Genomic DNA, 17521 nt, shown 5'->3' on the forward strand with positions numbered 1-17521 from the left:
CGATGTATTTAAGTTTTTTTAATCTCAGTGAAATGCCATTCACGCTTACCCCAAATACACAGTTTTTTTGTGCGCTGGCCCCTCATCATGAAGCAATGCAAGTATTGACGACCGCACTATCAATGGGTGAAGGATTTATTAAGGTAACTGGCGAAGTAGGCACAGGAAAAACGTTACTATGTCGAAAATTACTCAATCAAATAGAGCAAGAGTATTGTGTTGCATACTTGCCCAATTCCTATTTAGGGCCTGATGAATTACGTTGGGCACTTGCTGTAGAGTTAGGCATGGAGGTTGATAAAACACTCGACCAGCAAGCATTAAGTCAGTTAATAAATCACCACCTATTGGCGTTACAAAGCGAAAATAAGCGAGTTGTATTACTGATAGACGAAGCACAATGTTTAAGTTGGGATGCTTTAGAAGCTTTACGCTTATTTACTAATTTAGAGACTGAAAGTGAAAAATTAATTCAAGTCGTCCTGTTTGGTCAACCTGAACTCGATGACAAGTTAGCGAACAATCGAGTTAGACAACTTCGTCAGCGTATTAGTTTTTCATACACGCTTCGAGCAATGACGGCAGCAGAAGTTATTTATTATATAAATCATCGATTGCAAGTCGCTGGGTTTAATCAGCCTCCTTTATTTAATAATCAATTAGGTCTGAAAATAGCTAGGGCGAGTAGAGGGATCCCTCGTTTAGTGAATATTTTATGCCATAAAACATTGCTACAAGCTTACGGTGAAGGGGTAAGTAGTGTCAGTGCCGCGCATATTAAGCTTGCAGTAAAAGATACTGAAGATTGCACAGCGATGACTTTTAACAAGCAGTGGGCGTATTTTGCTATTGCTATCACAGTATTGAGTATTGCGGTACTTGGCTTATGGAGACAAGCGCTATGAGTGTGATAAATAGCATGCTAAAGAACATAGACCAACGCGAAAGTAAGCCTGTTAGTACCACCGCGGGAGTATCTGTTGAACCGATTAACGATTATCAAGCATGGTTAATTAAAGGCGGTATTGTACTGACGACGATTATCGTGATTGTCATTGCCTATTTATACATACCCGCAAATGATGCCTCTTTATCTGAACCTCAGTTACAAGCCCAAAAAAAGAGCCCTTTGGCAAATGAAGCTCAAAATGCAGTCGATGTGATTGTTAACGAATCGCTCGATGATGTAGTTCAGCATACCAATCCTAATGAACATATAGCTGACAAAGAAGAAACAGTTTCTGTCGTTAAAAAGATGAGCTCTAACGATGGTGCCATGGCAAAAGAGATCGACAGTAAAGTATTAGCTCTTGCTAAAGAGGATGTTAAACGTGACGTTAAGGAAGCTACTGAAAACGTAGTTAACCAAAAGCTTGATGAAAGCATCGTAGCAAAAAATGTAACGACAAAGGGCATGACAAGTGCTGATGATAACGTGTCACTAAAAACACCCCCTTTAAGTACACCGGTACGCGTAAATAACAACCAAATGGTTAAAAGTAATGTGGCTATAAAAACGCCTCAACAACTTAATGAACAACAGTTAAAACAAGCAAAACAAGCATTAGAGTTTGGTTTATATAACGATGCAATTAATGATTTAAGCGCTATTTTAACTCGTGATAAACAGCATGTTGAAGCACGGACATTACTGGCGAACACTTTTTTTCAGCAGCAAGATATTGTCTCGGCTCAACAAGTGCTACAACAAGGTATTAGCCTGAATAGTGACGTTTTACTATGGCGATTAATGCTAAGTAAAGTATTGATTATGCAACAACAATATGACCAGGTTATCACGTTATTAGATACACGTTTTAATGATCAAGGTGGGGTAGACTTTTGGTTGTTAAAAGGCACTGCTGCACAAAGTATTAATTTACACCAACAAGCAATTGATTGTTTTCAACAGTTAACTAAATTACAGCCGCAGCAAGCAAAATGGTGGCTGGCACTAGCGACTTCTACTGACGCCTTAACACGATATAAAGATGCAAAAAGGTTATATCAAATTGCATTAGATTTAGGCGGCTTAAGTGCTGCTATGACTCAGCATGCGCTACAGCGAGTTATTGTGTTGCAGGAGGGTGTATGAGACCGAGTTTAAAAATGCGTTTAGGTGATTTATTGGTGCATGAGCACATGATCACTGAGCTTCAGTTAAGTGAAGCTCTGAATGTGCAAGCTGCAACAGGGCGTAAACTAGGTGCGACATTAATTTCATTAGAGTTTATAAGCGAGCCGGAGCTTCTGCGTTTTTTAGCGCAGCAATTAAAAGTCCCATTTTTAGATATCTCACAGCGCAAAATTGCCAGTGAGGTGTCTAAGTTATTATCAGAGACTCATGCAAGACGTTTCCGCGCCTTGGTAATAGAAGACAATGGTGACTCAGTACTGCTGGGTATGAGCGATCCAACTGACTTAAGAGGGCTGGATCAATTAGCGCCTTTATTATCGCCTAAACGTATTGATTTAGCCGTTATACAAGAGAGTCAAATATTAACGGCGTTTGATAACGTTTACCGCCGTACAGAAGAAATCACCAATTTTGCTGAGCAACTTCACGAAGAATATGAAGATGTAGAAGAGTTCGATTTGAACTCTTTGGCCGATGATACTTCTGATGCGACCGTGGTCAAATTGTTACAGTCTATCTTTGAAGATGCAGTTCAGGTGCGTGCGTCAGATATTCATATTGAACCGGATGATGGTTTATTAAGAATTCGTCAACGTGTCGATGGTATTTTACATGAGCATATTTTAAAGCAAGTCAAAATCGCTTCTGCACTGGTATTGCGTTTAAAGCTGATGTCGGGCTTAGATATTTCTGAAAAGCGTTTACCACAAGATGGCCGTTTTAACATTAAAGTACGTAACCATAGTATTGATGTGCGTTTATCAACCATGCCTATTGCACATGGTGAGTCGGTGGTAATGCGTTTACTCGACCAATCAGCAGGGCTATTAACACTTGATGAAACAGGCATGCCAGCGCAAATATTAAAACGTGTGCGTAATATTATTAAACGTCCTCATGGTATGGTTTTAGTAACAGGGCCTACCGGCTCAGGAAAAACAACCACTTTGTATGGCGCCTTGAGTGAGCTAAACCAACAGCAAAATAAAATAATCACCGTAGAAGACCCAGTCGAATATCGGATAGGGCGTATTAATCAAGTACAAACAAATAACAAAATTGGGCTTGGGTTTTCTACTATTTTACGCACCGCACTAAGACAAGATCCCGATATTATTATGGTCGGTGAAATGCGCGATCAAGAAACCGTTGATATTGGTCTAAGAGCCGCATTAACTGGTCACTTGGTACTCTCTACCTTACATACAAATGATGCTATAACCAGTGCCATGCGGCTCATTGATATGGGTGCTCCGGCTTATTTGGTTGCCAGTTCTTTGCGAGCAATTATCGCACAACGCTTGGTTAGACGTGTATGCAATGAATGCAAAGTCCCTTATAGCCCCGATCAACAAGAGTTAAGTTGGTTACGTTATTTAGGAAATGATGCTCACAAAGCACAATACTGGCATGGTAAAGGCTGCAGTAGTTGTAATCACAGTGGTTATAAAGGCCGAGTCGGTATTTTTGAATTACTTGAAATGAACGATGCCATGATGGATGCATTACGTGCAAATAGCACGCAAAAGTTTGTTAGTGCAGCTAAAAGCAGTGCTAACTTTACACCGTTAGCCATGATGGCATTACAGTATGCCGCACAAGGTATTACAAGCTTGAATGAGGTATTCAAGGTTGCTGAATATGTCCCCGAAATAATGGGAGATGAAGATGCAACTTTATAGCTATACAGCACGAGATACTAAAGGGTCGGTCATTAAAGGTCAGTTAGAGGCCATTAATTCAGCTGGCGTTGCCGATAGTTTAATGAAGCGCCAATTGATCCCTATTTCAATTTTACTAATTGAAACTAAAAATAATATTTTATTTATTGATCAAATATTTAAAGAAAAAATCACGCTAGAAGATATGATCATGTTTGCTCGGCAAATGTATTCTTTACTTAAAGCGGGGATCCCGATTATTCGCGCTATGGTTGGTTTAGCTGATACTACGCAGAATAAATCGTTTAAAGCAGTGCTTATGGATGTCACCAAACAATTAGAGCAAGGCCGAGATTTATCCAGTGCACTGAGTATGCACAATAAAGTGTTTAGTCGATTAACTATTTCCATGGTTAAAGTGGGTGAAGGCTCTGGTCGTTTAGAAGATGCATTTCACCAATTAGCCCAGTACTTTGAAAAAGAACAAGAAACGCGTAAACGTATTAAAGCGGCAATGCGCTATCCTATTTTTGTGATTTTAGCGCTGTGTGTTGCCATCACTATTTTAAATATTTTTGTGATACCGACCTTTGCCAATATGTTTCTTAAATTTAAAGCTGACCTCCCATTAATGACACAAGTACTAATCGCAACCAGCCACTTTTTTGTCAATTATTGGTGGGTATTACTGGGTGTATCTGGGCTAGTTATTGTGTTGTGGAACAACTATTTAAATACCTCTGTAGGGCGCTATAACTGGGATCGCTATAAATTACGCATACCACTTATCGGTGATATATTAAAACGTACTTTACTCGCTCGCTACAGTACCAGTTTAGCAATGGTATTACGCTCGGGAGTCCCAATGACAACCGGCCTTTCACTTACGGCACAATCTGTTGATAACAGCTTTATGGAAAAAGCCATTGTTACGATGCGCCAAGATATAGAAAAAGGCGAAAGCTTATTAAGGGCATCAAAATCGAGTGGGTTGTTTTCTCAATTGGTACTACAAATGGTTGCAGTAGGCGAAGAAACTGGACGGGTAGATGAATTGCTTCAAGAGGCCGCTGATTATTATGAGCGAGAAGTGGATTATGACTTACGTAGTTTAACTGCAAAAATTGAACCGATTTTAACGGTATTTGTTGCCATTATGGTGCTTATTTTAGCGCTGGGGATTTTTATGCCTATGTGGAACATGATGTCAGCAATTAAGGGTAATTAATTTGAATACCCTAACAAAAGCAAAAGGGTTTTCATTATTCGAATTAGTGATCGTGGTCATTGTATTAATGGTGTTGTTATCGGTAGTAGTACCTAATTTTGAAAATGTAAAAGATGAAGCTCATAGCGCTGTAGCTAAAACAGTTGCTGGTGGTTTTGCTACGGCGGTAACGATGGTTCGTGGGCAATGGGAGTTAACGGGGCGTCCTAAAGGTAGTAATGGGTCATTACAAGTAACATTTGTTAATTATGGAGGTGTATTGGTTGGCGTAGATGGAGAAACAGGTTATCCGACAACCGGATCAACACAACAAAGTAGTACGCAAGCAGCCACGATAAATGCAAATAAGTGCCAACAAGTATTTAACGCAATTTTGCAAGATGCGCCAAGTACTGCACTTACACAAGCGAGTTCTAGAGTAAAAGATAAAGTGTTTTTAGTGAGATACGATGCACAGAAAAAGCAATGTATTTACTATTTAACGCATTATTTAGAGGTAAATAACTTACCTGATAACGGTGCAATTGTACCCGAAACGGTCGGTTTTTCTTACTTTCCAGAGCATGGGAAAGTAGTAACATTTAATAGTTTTAATAATTAGTAACCCAAAGAGGCATTGATATGAAAACACAATCTATAAATTCACAAGTAGTGACTAAGCAAGCTGGTTTTACTTTAATTGAGCTAATCATTGTTATCGTTATTTTAGGTATTTTAGCGGTCGTGGCAGCTCCTCGTTTTTTAAACTTACAAGGAGATGCCAATGCAGCTACGCTTGAAGGTTTAGAAGGCTCAATTCGCAGTGGTATGAATATTGTTAATGGTAAAGCTATTATTGCCAGCTCTCAAAAATTAGAGGATTCGGCTGTCGTTGTTGATACTGGTAATGTTGATTTAGTTTACGGCTACCCAGAAGCAACGCAAGCTGCATTTGAAGCGTTTCTAGATGTAACATTTGCTGCTGATGATTCGGCTGATTTTAATATTGATGATTCGGCGACGGGTAGTTTAATTATTTACCCAAATAGTTATGTTGCCACTGATGCATGTCGTATCGATTATAGTGAAGCGACGGCAGTGGTAAATACAGATACTGATGGTAATACAACAACCGTTGTTAGCCCTCCTACAGTTGTTACAACAGTATCGGGCTGTTAATAACGATTGATGAAAAGTAGTATTAAGCAACGACTGGGTGGCTTTACGCTAGTTGAATTAATTATTACGCTAGTTATTTTAGGGGTGCTATCAATTACGGTAGCCCCTAAATTTCTAGGGAGTTCAACAGAAGATGCGTATGCCTATCGAGATCGTACCTTGTCTGCACTTCGAACCATGCAACTCAGAGCAATGCAAAATACGGCAACAAGTGCATGTCACACCCTTTATATAAGCGATGATTTAATTGCCCCTCCAGCGCCTGATAGCTGTGTAGGAGGCGGGAGTACAAATAACGCAGACTTTTTAGTTATACAAATTGATCAACAACGCAGTGATGTACGTTTTAATACCCAAGACAGTAACGGACTTGAATTTACTAACCTTAGTTTTGATCCCCTCGGACGCGTAAATCAATCATGTAGTAATGAGTGCCGTATTGATTTTACTTTAGCGGCAGTATGTATAACGGGGGAGGGGCTAATATATGCTTGCCAGTAACCTTAAAACAACACAAGGCTTTACCTTAATTGAATTAATTATAGGTATTGTGATGTTTTCAGTTTCATTAACTGTGATAGTTACACTCATTGCCCCACAAGCTCAGCAAAGTGCTGCGCCTTTAATTCAGCTAAGAGCCTCTGAATTAGGTCAATCTTTAATAAACGAAATTCAAAGTAAATCATTTGATGAAAACAGCGAAAGAGCTTCGCCATTTCGCCGGTGTGGCGAAACCAGTTTAGGGGCGCAGCCTTGCACACATGCCGACGAATTTGGTCCAGATAATAGCGAAACGAGAGCAAACTATAACGATGTTGATGATTATATTGCATTAACAGGACAACCAATTACAAATAGCTTAGGTGAGTCATTAGCGCAATATAAGGCATTTTCTGTCGTGGTGTCAGTGCAATACGATAGTGATTTTAATCAAGCGACCGTGAATGATGGTATTCAATTTAAACGTATTACTATTGAAGTAACGTCCCCACAGAGCCAAGTTTTTGGTTTTACCGCTTACAAGGGGAATTATTAAAGTGTTAATTAATAAGCGACAAAGGGCATTTACACTTATCGAGCTATTATTAGTTGTAGTTATTTTAGGTATTTTAGCCGTGAGTTCGTTTGCATTTATTAATACCGGATTTAGTATTTATAGCCAAAGTGTAGAGCGCCAAGAGGCCGTGGCGCAATCGCGATTTTTAATTACACGATTATCAAAAGAGATCCGCCACGCAACACCTAATTCATTGCGTTTAAGTTGTGATAATAATCTTAACGGCAACTGCAATGTGCAGCAATGTCTTGAATTTACCCCGTTTATATCGGCTACGCATTACACTAATTACTTGCCTAGTAGTGCGCCATTTATTGTGACTGCGGTCGATTTTGAATTAAATCAACTTACTAAACCAGAAATAGGCGATTGGGCTACGATATACCCATTAAATAGTGGCGATATTTATAACGAAAACAATAATAAGAGATTGCGGTTAAGTAACTTTATCGATTCAACAACCAGTGCAATCGATCAATGGCAATTTGAGCAATCATTTGCACAAGAATCGCCTTCAAAGCGCCTGTATTTATTGGATCAACCTGTGAGCTTTTGTGTTGAAGGAAGTCAGTTATATCGCTATACCAATTATGGCTTTCATGTAAATCAGTTAAATGCAGCTACATTACAAACACAAACTGGAATAAAGCGAGATTTATTAGCCATTTTTATTGCTAATAATCTAAGAAATAATTTGTTTTTTCGAATTGGTGAGTTGAGCCTAAAACGTAATTCTGTACTTAATGTTTTTGCAAAATTTAGCTTTAATGACAGCGAAAGTATTACTTTTAATCATGAGGTGCACGTTCCTAATGTCCCTTAAAAAAATGCCAAGGTTAATCAATAAGACCAAGCAAAAAGGCAATTTTATTATTGTTTCGCTTGTCATTATCATTGTGATTTTAGCCCTAGGATTAGCGCTGGTAAGAGTGCTTTCTGGCGCGGCAAATCAAAATGCAGTGGAGTATTATGGTGCGCGTGCATTTATGGCCGCACAAAGTGGTTTAGAAAGTGGTTTAACAGAACTTTTTCCCATTAACAATGACTCACAAAACTGCGCAAGCGTAACGACCCATTTAACTTTTAATGTACCTTATTTGGCATTTTGCAACGTTAATATTAGCTGTGATGAGTATATTGAACTGCCAGATAACAGTACACAAAGTGGCGCTGTTAATATTTATTACTTAGCCAGTACGGCAACTTGTGATAATAGCGACTGCCCTGTCGCAGAAGAATGCCGCAAAGAATATTGGCAAACTCAACGGACATTATCGTTGGAGGCTAAAACATTACCATGAGAAAATACATAGTCGTTTATTATTGCATCCTATTTACTATTTTTGTAAGCCCATTAAGCTTAGCTGTAGTGCCTAAAATTGAAGGGCGTTATATAGAATTACAAGATACTTACACCTCTCCAATTTGGACAAAAATAAATTTTCAGCAGCAATACATTACGCCGCCAGCGGTATTTATGCTCTCGACAAATCAGGGGGGAAACCCTGCTATTGTTAAAGTTCGCAACGTGACTACCACCAGTTTTGAAGCCTTACCACTGGAGCCTTCTGGTGAGGATGGCGCTCATATTACAATGGGGGCGCATTATTTGGCTGTTGAATATGGTGTACATGAATTTCCTGATGGAACAATCATGGAGGTCGGAAAAACAGCATTAGATGCAACGGCATTGCAGTATGGTGACAAATCAGGATTCTCTCCTTTACCAAAAGGCTATAAAAACATTAGCTTTACACATACTTTTTCACAGCGGCCTAATTTTTTTCATGGGTTGCAAACACTGAATAATATAAATAGTAATCCTCCATTAGAAGCACTGGTCCCTTTTTTTACTGTTGCTGTGCAAAGTGGCTCACTAACCACGCAGCAAGTAAATATTGCCTTGGAAGCGTCAGAAACCATTCGGGGTGATATTTTAGCGGATGAAACCGTTGCTTATTTAGTTGTAGAACCAGGATTTAATCGCTCTTTTATCGATGATAATGGGGTCGAAGTAATATGGGAGAGTTTTTTCACCGATTTTAAAGTAGATGGCTGGAATGATGGCTGTAATTACTTTTACTTTAATAACGATTACGATGTTGCACCTTTAGTTGTTGCAAGCAAAAATTCTCGAGAAGATAGTGACGGAGGGTGGCTCAGAAGCTGTAATTTAAGAACCGATCGACTCGGTATCGTGGTTGATGAAGATAGAAGTAGTGATAACGAACGTAATCATAAAACATTCGAAGAAGCCTCTATTTTAGCGATGACCAGTACCTTTGTTTCTAATGGTGATATTTTAAGCTGTGACACTTTATTCCCAGGCGCAATTGCAACTTATGATAATGGCGAGATATTTTTAGTCGATGGTGTGCAAATTACTGATAATAATGGACCACTATTAACAACGACCACTTTACAGGTACCTCCGTTTGGTGCAAACCCTCAGTGTAACGGGCAAGGATGTTTAGCTAATGGGGACAATGCATTAGACGAATCTCAAGCCTCTCAAGTACCCACTGTTACAAATGACGGTAGCTCACAAGGAGCCGTTCCAGCCTCATTAGCAGGCGATTATTTTTATAATGAAATAGTGTTAAACATGCTAGAGCCTGAATATGTAGTGACAGAGCCAACTCGCATCTTTTTAAAAAATACACAAACTTTATTAGGCGGCAATAGTACTAATTTAGGTTCATACCTAAATATTGGACAGACAAATATAGTGTTACAAGAGGGGGCGTATTTAGCCATCTATGTTGATGGGGATGTCGCGATTGCTGCCAATGCCAATATAGCGTCATTTATTGTAGCTACAGGAGAAGTGCGCATTGCAAAAGAGGTGACTTATACAGGCTCAATTACCTCGGGTTCGCAAATAATCACAGAAGGAAGCTCGCGTTTTACCGCATCAGAAGTGCCTGATTATATCCCCGGCTTTTGTGGTATTTATATTCCGACAACACTTGATCACTACAGAATTACTTTAAGTGATAATAAAGGGCTGACTTGCCAAGCAAAAGAAATGACACTAACAGCCTGTTCTAATGATGCTTGTAGCTTGGTATATGATGAGCCAGCAAGCCTTGATTTGTCACCTGATAATAACGGTAAGCAACAATGGGTAAGTGGTGAGAATATTACGTTTACAGGCTCGACAGAGTTAGCCTTTGCTAAGCGTACAACAGGTACTGTGGCATTGGGATACAACAGCGCAGACCCTTCTGCGCCAATGCGTTGCTATATCGGTGGCGTGGATGTTGGCTTGAGTAATTGTAAGGTGGTTTTTTCTGATGCCGGATTTATTTTTAAAAACGACACCGATAATAATACGACTATTGCCACACAGCTTTCCGGTAAGCCCTCAGATACAGGTTTTAATGCGGCTTCATTAGCGATACAGGCAGTAAAAACAAATACAACAACCGGTGCATGTGAAGCGGCTTTTCCGGTCGGGTTAGAAGTACCATTACAATTAGCCTATAGCTGTGGCGCTAGCTCGAGTTGCTCTGAACCGGTGACTCTGAGTAATAACGGAACTAACTATAGTATAGAGCAGGCGTATAAAACGGTTAATCTACAATTTGATGCTGATTCTAAAGCCCCTATTGTGTTGCAATACCCAGATGCTGGGCAATTAAGCTTAAATGTCTCAGCGACGATTGTGCTGGACCCTGTGAGTAATCTCTCGGTGGCTATGACGGGCAGCTCAAACGAATATGTTGTAAAACCTTTTGGCCTATCAATGGAGATAGGGAGTAATGGGGTTGCAGATGATGCCAATGGGAGTTTATTTAAACTGACCGGTGAGCCATTTGATTTAACATTGCACGCGGTGCAATGGAGTGCAGGGCAAGATAATGATAGTAATGGTTACCCTGATGATTACTCTCAGATCCATAGTAATCTTATTGCACAGCATTTTATTAATGAGTACCCTCAAGTAACCCCTTCATTAAATACCCCAGCCGCAGGCGCACTCGGACAGCTTACGCCAGAATATGTAGCACCATTTGGTGATACAGGCATTCAAAGTGAGTCAATATCAAAATATCATTACGATAATGTTGGCATTATCGACTTAACCGCCAGTTTGCAAGATGGTGATTATTTAGGTGCTGGGGATGTAAGGGGAGAGCTGAAAAATGTTGGCCGTTTTGCACCTTCACAATTTCAGTTGCATGGAATTCAAGCTCAGGGTAGTTGTACCGAGTATGGCAGTAACTTAACTTATTTAGATCAACCATTTGAATTAGGGTTTACGGTACAGGCGTTAAATCATAAAAATCAATTAATGAGTAATTATAACCAAGGATTCGCTAAGTCATTGGTAAATATTTATGCAGAAAATAGCCAGGTAGGCAATTATGTGTCAGGGGATGAGTTTTCATCTCGGCTTATTAATTTAGGCAGCCAAAACTGGGGAGATGTGAATAATGGCGAATACTATGTTCAACAAAGTAATGTGCAGTTAACGCGTTTAGCCATAGACCAACCCGATGGCCCTTTTAATATGGTGAACTTAATGGCGACATTAACAAATATTGAAGGTGCGACTTTACTTGGAGCCAATGATTTACCGAATAGTGAAGTAAGTTGTGTTAATAATTGTGATAGCGTACGTTTAAATAGCGTGCCTATTACATTTAGGTTTGGCCGTTTGGTGCTTGGAAACAACACCGGTTCTGACTTAGATAATTTACAAGTCCCCATGCAAGCACAATATTGGGATGGCACAGGGTTTGTGCGTAATAGTGAAGATTATTGTACCTCATTTGAGCACACCAAGGTGGCTCAGATAAGCCCTAATTCACCGATATTAAATTATCAGTATGGTACAGGCAGTAGCGGAATATTAGAAGCGGGGGGTTACCCAGTTGATAATGCAATTTATGCTATTGGAAATGGTGCAGGAGAATACATTTTACAATATGATACCGATAATTGGCTGCATTGGGACTGGCTAGGGGATGGAACTCACATTGACCCCAGAGCCGTATTGCAATTTGGTCAATTTCGAGGAAATGATCGTGTTATTTACTGGCGTGAAACCCGTGAATAGTTGTAAACTCAGATAATAATTGAACAATGCTTGTGTTTTGCGTTGCAAATACATAGCATAGGCGTTAATTATAAAATAATAATGACCAAATAATTGCCGCTTTTGGGACTGGAATATATGCGAATTGCTCCTTTATCTCTTTTAATTTCTGTTAGTTTGTTAGCAAGTAGTGCATTTGCACAAGATACTGCAACAGTGAGCGGAATTGAATCAGAGATCAGTATAAAACAAACAGAATACGATAACTCTACGACAATACTTGATAAACATTTAAAAGAAGAAAGCCAGCTACAAGCTCAGCTAGAACTTTTAAGAAGTCGTTCTACCGAGCTTGATAAAGAAAAAAACCAAGCGCTCGATGCGATGAACGAAATGTATCGTCGATTAATCGATGACCCTGCATTAGATATTTCTAAAGCACAAAGTCGTTATCAAAAAGCGGTGATGGATCATAAGCAAAATAAAGATGACATCTCTATGCAGTTGGCGGCAATTGCATCTCACCGAAAAGATATAGAGCAAATTCGCGTTGCCAAACATACTCTATTAAATACGCTCGAAAGTTTAAAAGAACAATTAACAACAGCACGAGTAGAAAGATTGCGTAATGAGTTTACTCGCGAAGGCACCTTAGAAGTTAATCATACGATAAACTGTAAGCGCACAGAAACATTGGCTGCATGTGAACAACGTGGACAGCAAATGGGTTTGCAAAAAGCGACAAAGCGTTTTGTTGATCAAATATTTGCTAATTTAACTGAAGAACGTGTTGTTGAGCCAAAGCGTAATCTAGCTGGCGCCCAAGTGCAGATTTTAAGTAGCCATGTTGTAAGCAGTGGGTTTAGTGGCCAAGGTAATTATAATGTAAACCTGAGTGTGACAATGCGTGGCGAAGTTAACAGCAGCCGCTTATGTAGTTTACTAAGTGTTGATAACCGCTTTTGTTCTGAGTACGGCACACCGCTGGCAACCGGTTATCAAGCTAATTATTCAAATACCTACTCGGATAACCAAGTCGCATTTAATAACAGCAATGTTACGGTTTCGCCAGTAATGACTAAGCCGGTGAGTAATTATTTAGTAAAAGCAATTCCAAGCTTAGACCCATTGGTCGCTAAAAAAGATAAAAATCAACATATAGAATTAACACTTCGCTCTAATGTATACGATGACGAGGTGTTTATCGATGGCGTTAGCTTCGGCTCAACTCGTTTAGTGACTCGTTTACCACGAGGCGTGCATAATGTTGAAATTCGTAAGCTGGGTTATAAATCGTATCAAACACGCGTGAACTTAAACAAACCACAAACGATCCATGCCAATTTAGTAAAAAAGCCTGATTCGGTTGCTGCTTCTTTACCGCAAGCAACCGAAGCGACACCAGCAAGACAAAGGCAAGTGGCTAGAAAACTCAATACTGATACACGCGCTGAATCTGTCGTTGTTATCCCCGCTGGTTGGTTTAAAATGGGCGATATTAATGGAACGGGTTTAGCAAACGAGCGCCCCGTAGTTGAAAAGGTTATTGCCAATTCATTTGCCATGCAAAGCAAAGAAGTGACGGTGGGTGCTTACAAAAAATTTGTTGCTAACAGTAAATATAAAACTGAAGCCGAAAAAGGAAAAGGGTGTGCATATTATTTAAATGGCGAACCTATTTGGGACGCAGATTTAAACTGGCGCAGCCCTGGGTTTTCTCAAAACGATGAATTCCCTGCAGTATGTTTAACGTATTACGATGCGAAAGCATATGCCGATTGGTTATCAGGTCAAACTGGACAGCAATTTCGCTTGCCTTCAGAGGTTGAGTGGGAATATGCTGCCCGTGCTGGTACCGAAACTGAATACCCGTGGGGTAACGAAATCGGTAAAAACTTAGCTAACTGTGGTTGGTGTGGTAGCGAGTATTCAAATAAACGAGCTGCACCTGTGGGTTCATTTTCTCCCAATGCCTTTGGGTTATACGATACCGTAGGTAATGTCTGGGAATGGACTGCAAAAGAAACAGGGCAATTAGATATTGCAGTAAGAGGCGGGGCATGGAACTTTGCACCTAGCCTTGCTCGTGCATCAACGCGCTTAATCTTAGCGCCAGACTTTCGCGCAAACTACATTGGTTTTCGCTTAGTCCGAGAAAGATAACGAAACATATTTATTGTAAAAAGGAAGCCAGGCTTCCTTTTTACTAATTTACAAAGGATGTTACGCTTTATATTGCTCATATAATTAAGCATGTTAAAGTTAGGGCAGCTAACATTAGAACGTATTTCAAAGGTCATCCAGCCTCATGTTTAAAAAACTCCGTGGTATTTTTTCAAACGATCTATCGATCGACTTGGGTACAGCCAATACCCTAATTTATGTTAAAGAAGAAGGTATTGTTTTAAATGAACCTTCAGTGGTTGCTATACGCCAAGAGCGTGCTGGTGGACCTAAAAGTGTTGCATCAGTAGGGACTGAAGCAAAACAAATGTTAGGTCGTACACCAGGTAATATTAAAGCAATTAGACCGATGAAAGACGGTGTTATTGCCGATTTTTATGTTACCGAAAAAATGTTACAACACTTTATCAAGCAAGTTCATAACAATAACTTTATGCGACCAAGCCCACGTGTTTTGATTTGTGTGCCATGTGGAGCAACACAAGTAGAAAAACGTGCTATACGTGAGTCTGCAATGGGGGCAGGTGCCCGTGAAGTGTATTTAATTGAAGAGCCTATGGCGGCGGCAATTGGTGCCGGTTTACCTGTATCGGAAGCAACAGGTTCAATGGTTGTTGATATCGGTGGTGGTACCACTGAGGTTGCTATTATTTCACTCAATGGTGTGGTGTATTCATCATCAGTACGTATCGGTGGCGATAAGTTTGATGAGGCAATAATTAATTATGTTCGTCGTAATTTTGGTAGCCTAATTGGTGAAGCGACCGCAGAGAGTATAAAACACCAAATAGGTTCGGCTTTTAAAACGGATGAACCGATTGAAATTGAAGTACGCGGACGTAACCTTGCTGAAGGTGTTCCTCGTTCATTTACATTAAATTCGCATGAAATTTTAGAAGCATTACAAGAGCCATTAATGGGAATTGTGAGTGCAGTGATGGTTGCATTAGAGCAGTCACCTCCAGAGCTTGCATCTGATATCTCTGCACATGGCATGGTATTAACAGGTGGCGGTGCATTATTAAAAGATTTAGATCGCTTACTAATGGAAGAAACCGGTATTCCGGTGGTGGTTGCTGACGATCCATTAACTTGTGTTGCTCGTGGTGGTGGTAAAGCGCTAGAAATGATAGACGTGCATGGCGGTGACGTATTTAGTTACGACTAATGAAGTTAATGTTTGGTCGAACTATTTCTTTGCAACTGCGACTTTTTGTCGCAGTGCTTTTGAGTGTGCTGTTAATTATTGGCGATAGGTATACCCAGGGGGGGACGGTTGTTCGTACCAGCTTAAATACGCTAGTAACCCCACTTATTTATGTTGCCAATCTACCGTATGAGTTATTTAGCTTAGGAGCGAAAAGCTTACATACAAAAGAGCAGCTACTCACTGAAAATAAAGTACTGACAGAAAAGCAAATGTTACAAAGTGAACAATTGCAACAATATCAATTTTTAGCCAGAGAAAATCAAAAATTACGCGCATTACTCGGTTCATCCGCGAAGCAATCAAATCGTAAAATTATTGCCCAAGTACTATCGGTACATTCAAACCCATATAGTCATCAAGTTGTGATTAATCGTGGTACCACCGACGGCTTAAGTGAAGGACAAGCTGTAATAGACGAAATGGGAGTCGTGGGGCAACTCACTAAAGTGGGCACAACCACTTCTCGCGTATTATTAATGACAGATACTACACACGCAACGCCGGTTCGCATTTTGCGAAATGATGTACGTACGGTGGTTGAAGGTATTGGCAAAATCAATCTGGTTAAACTTTCACATGTACCACATAGCTTAGATATTCGAATCGGTGATGTACTGGTTACCTCTGGCTTAGGGGGGACGTTTCCTGAAGGTTACCCTGTTGCTGTTGTGACCGAAATTAATCGCGATGAAGGACGTCCCTTTGCGCAAGTCTACGCCGAACCGATTGCACAGCTAGATCGTATTCGCTTATTAGTGATTTTATGGCGTAATTTACAGGAGCAAATTAGCGATGATTAATCGATATTCATTGTTGATTGCAATTACTATCTTTTTTGCACTGGTTATCGCTTTAATGCCATTGCCGTTTTCACTCGAGCCATATAGACCTGATTGGGTGCTGTTAGTTTTAATGTATTGGTCTCTTGCGCTACCACACCGCCTTAATATTGCGACAGCATGGGTTGTGGGATTATTAATAGATTTAGCCTCAGGTTCGCCATTAGGTGTTAACTCATTAACCTACTCTATTTGTATTTTTGTGACGGCAAGTAATTTTCAAAAAATAAGAAACTTTTCACTTTGGCAACAAGGGATTTTAGTTGGCTTATTTTTAACCTTGTACCACTTACTTCAGTTTTGGCTGAATCATTTTTTACTGGGTGTTTACTTTAATCCACAGTACTTATGGCCGGTAGTAACAGGCATGATAAGCTGGCCGTGGGTATTTTTACTATTACGTAAATACAGAAGACATTTTAGGATCAGGTAATGACTACCGCAATCTATTTGGCTTCGGCCTCACCTCGAAGAAAAGAGCTTTTAAGTCAATTAGGTATTGAGTTTACACAATTTAGTGTCGATGCTGATGAAAGCCAAAATAATAATGAATCCCCCCAGGTTTACGTTGAGCGCTTAGCGCGCTTAAAAGCACAAACCGGTGTGCAACAAGGCTATACCGATCGTCCCGTTTTAGGAAGCGATACGGTGGTGGTTATAGATAACCAAGCGTTAGTTAAGCCTGTCGATTTTAATGATTTTTATACAACCTTTAAGCGCCTATCTGGTAACACACATCAGGTACTTACAGCCATTGCATTTGCCGATGAGCGACAAGTATTAAGTTGTGTCGTAAGTACTGATGTGACTTTTAGAACCGTAACAGACGAAGAAATTACCGCCTATTGGCAGTCAGGCGAACCGCATGATAAAGCGGGAGGTTATGGTATACAAGGATTAGGCGGGCGTTTTATTACCCATATTGCGGGTAGCTATTTTGCAGTTGTCGGCTTACCTTTATATGAAACAGAAGCGTTATTAACCAGATTTTTAAAGAGGTAAT

The 17521-nt window shown here is 40.0% G+C and carries 16 protein-coding genes; all 16 read left to right on the forward strand.

Going from position 1 to position 17521, the window contains the following annotated elements; genetic code table 11:
- The first annotated feature begins 2 nt into the window (after window positions 1-2).
- Complete coding sequence (locus J8L70_RS05300) at window positions 3-905, forward strand: AAA family ATPase (protein WP_211054447.1); 903 nt, start codon at window positions 3-5, stop codon at window positions 903-905.
- Window positions 902-2095, forward strand: coding sequence for a tetratricopeptide repeat protein (locus tag J8L70_RS05305; RefSeq protein WP_211054448.1), 1194 nt, complete (start codon window positions 902-904; stop codon window positions 2093-2095). The genes J8L70_RS05300 and J8L70_RS05305 overlap by 4 nt, the downstream gene beginning before the upstream one ends.
- On the forward strand, window positions 2092-3819 hold the full coding sequence (locus tag J8L70_RS05310; RefSeq protein ID WP_211054449.1) for a GspE/PulE family protein: 1728 nt from the start codon (window positions 2092-2094) through the stop codon (window positions 3817-3819). Before J8L70_RS05305 ends, J8L70_RS05310 begins: the two co-directional genes overlap by 4 nt.
- Complete coding sequence (locus tag J8L70_RS05315) at window positions 3806-5026, forward strand: type II secretion system F family protein (RefSeq protein WP_211054450.1); 1221 nt, start codon at window positions 3806-3808, stop codon at window positions 5024-5026. The genes J8L70_RS05310 and J8L70_RS05315 overlap by 14 nt, the downstream gene beginning before the upstream one ends.
- A 1-nt stretch (window position 5027) precedes the next feature.
- Window positions 5028-5627, forward strand: coding sequence for an agglutinin biogenesis protein MshB (locus tag J8L70_RS05320; RefSeq protein ID WP_211054451.1), 600 nt, complete (start codon window positions 5028-5030; stop codon window positions 5625-5627).
- A 20-nt stretch (window positions 5628-5647) separates the two neighbouring features.
- Window positions 5648-6184 (forward strand): prepilin-type N-terminal cleavage/methylation domain-containing protein, encoded by a 537-nt coding sequence (locus J8L70_RS05325; protein WP_211054452.1) that lies wholly within the window; start codon window positions 5648-5650, stop codon window positions 6182-6184.
- A 9-nt stretch (window positions 6185-6193) separates the two neighbouring features.
- Window positions 6194-6685 carry a type II secretion system protein gene (locus J8L70_RS05330; protein WP_211054453.1) on the forward strand — a complete coding sequence of 164 codons (492 nt, stop codon included), beginning with the start codon at window positions 6194-6196 and terminating at the stop codon, window positions 6683-6685.
- Window positions 6672-7220 carry a type II secretion system protein gene (locus tag J8L70_RS05335; RefSeq protein WP_211054454.1) on the forward strand — a complete coding sequence of 183 codons (549 nt, stop codon included), beginning with the start codon at window positions 6672-6674 and terminating at the stop codon, window positions 7218-7220. Before J8L70_RS05330 ends, J8L70_RS05335 begins: the two co-directional genes overlap by 14 nt.
- 1 nt (window position 7221) lies before the next feature.
- Complete coding sequence (locus J8L70_RS05340; RefSeq protein ID WP_348772129.1) at window positions 7222-8064, forward strand: type II secretion system protein; 843 nt, start codon at window positions 7222-7224, stop codon at window positions 8062-8064.
- Entirely contained in the window at window positions 8054-8542 is a 489-nt protein-coding gene (locus J8L70_RS05345; RefSeq protein WP_247664704.1) for an agglutinin biogenesis protein MshP, read from the forward strand. Before J8L70_RS05340 ends, J8L70_RS05345 begins: the two co-directional genes overlap by 11 nt.
- Window positions 8539-12306 (forward strand): H-type lectin domain-containing protein, encoded by a 3768-nt coding sequence (locus J8L70_RS05350; protein WP_211054456.1) that lies wholly within the window; start codon window positions 8539-8541, stop codon window positions 12304-12306. Before J8L70_RS05345 ends, J8L70_RS05350 begins: the two co-directional genes overlap by 4 nt.
- 117 nt (window positions 12307-12423) lie before the next feature.
- Window positions 12424-14448, forward strand: a complete 2025-nt coding sequence (locus J8L70_RS05355) for a formylglycine-generating enzyme family protein (protein ID WP_211054457.1) — start codon at window positions 12424-12426, stop codon at window positions 14446-14448.
- Window positions 14449-14593: 145 nt separating this feature from the next.
- Complete coding sequence (locus J8L70_RS05360; protein WP_211054458.1) at window positions 14594-15637, forward strand: rod shape-determining protein; 1044 nt, start codon at window positions 14594-14596, stop codon at window positions 15635-15637.
- Complete coding sequence (gene mreC / locus J8L70_RS05365) at window positions 15637-16479, forward strand: rod shape-determining protein MreC (RefSeq protein WP_211054459.1); 843 nt, start codon at window positions 15637-15639, stop codon at window positions 16477-16479. Before J8L70_RS05360 ends, mreC begins: the two co-directional genes overlap by 1 nt.
- Complete coding sequence (gene mreD, locus J8L70_RS05370) at window positions 16472-16951, forward strand: rod shape-determining protein MreD (RefSeq protein ID WP_211054460.1); 480 nt, start codon at window positions 16472-16474, stop codon at window positions 16949-16951. Before mreC ends, mreD begins: the two co-directional genes overlap by 8 nt.
- Complete coding sequence (locus tag J8L70_RS05375; RefSeq protein ID WP_211054461.1) at window positions 16951-17520, forward strand: nucleoside triphosphate pyrophosphatase; 570 nt, start codon at window positions 16951-16953, stop codon at window positions 17518-17520. Before mreD ends, J8L70_RS05375 begins: the two co-directional genes overlap by 1 nt.
- Window position 17521 lies beyond the last annotated feature (1 nt).

The organism is Pseudoalteromonas sp. MMG010, assembly GCF_018100905.1.
Taxonomy (GTDB): domain Bacteria; phylum Pseudomonadota; class Gammaproteobacteria; order Enterobacterales; family Alteromonadaceae; genus Pseudoalteromonas.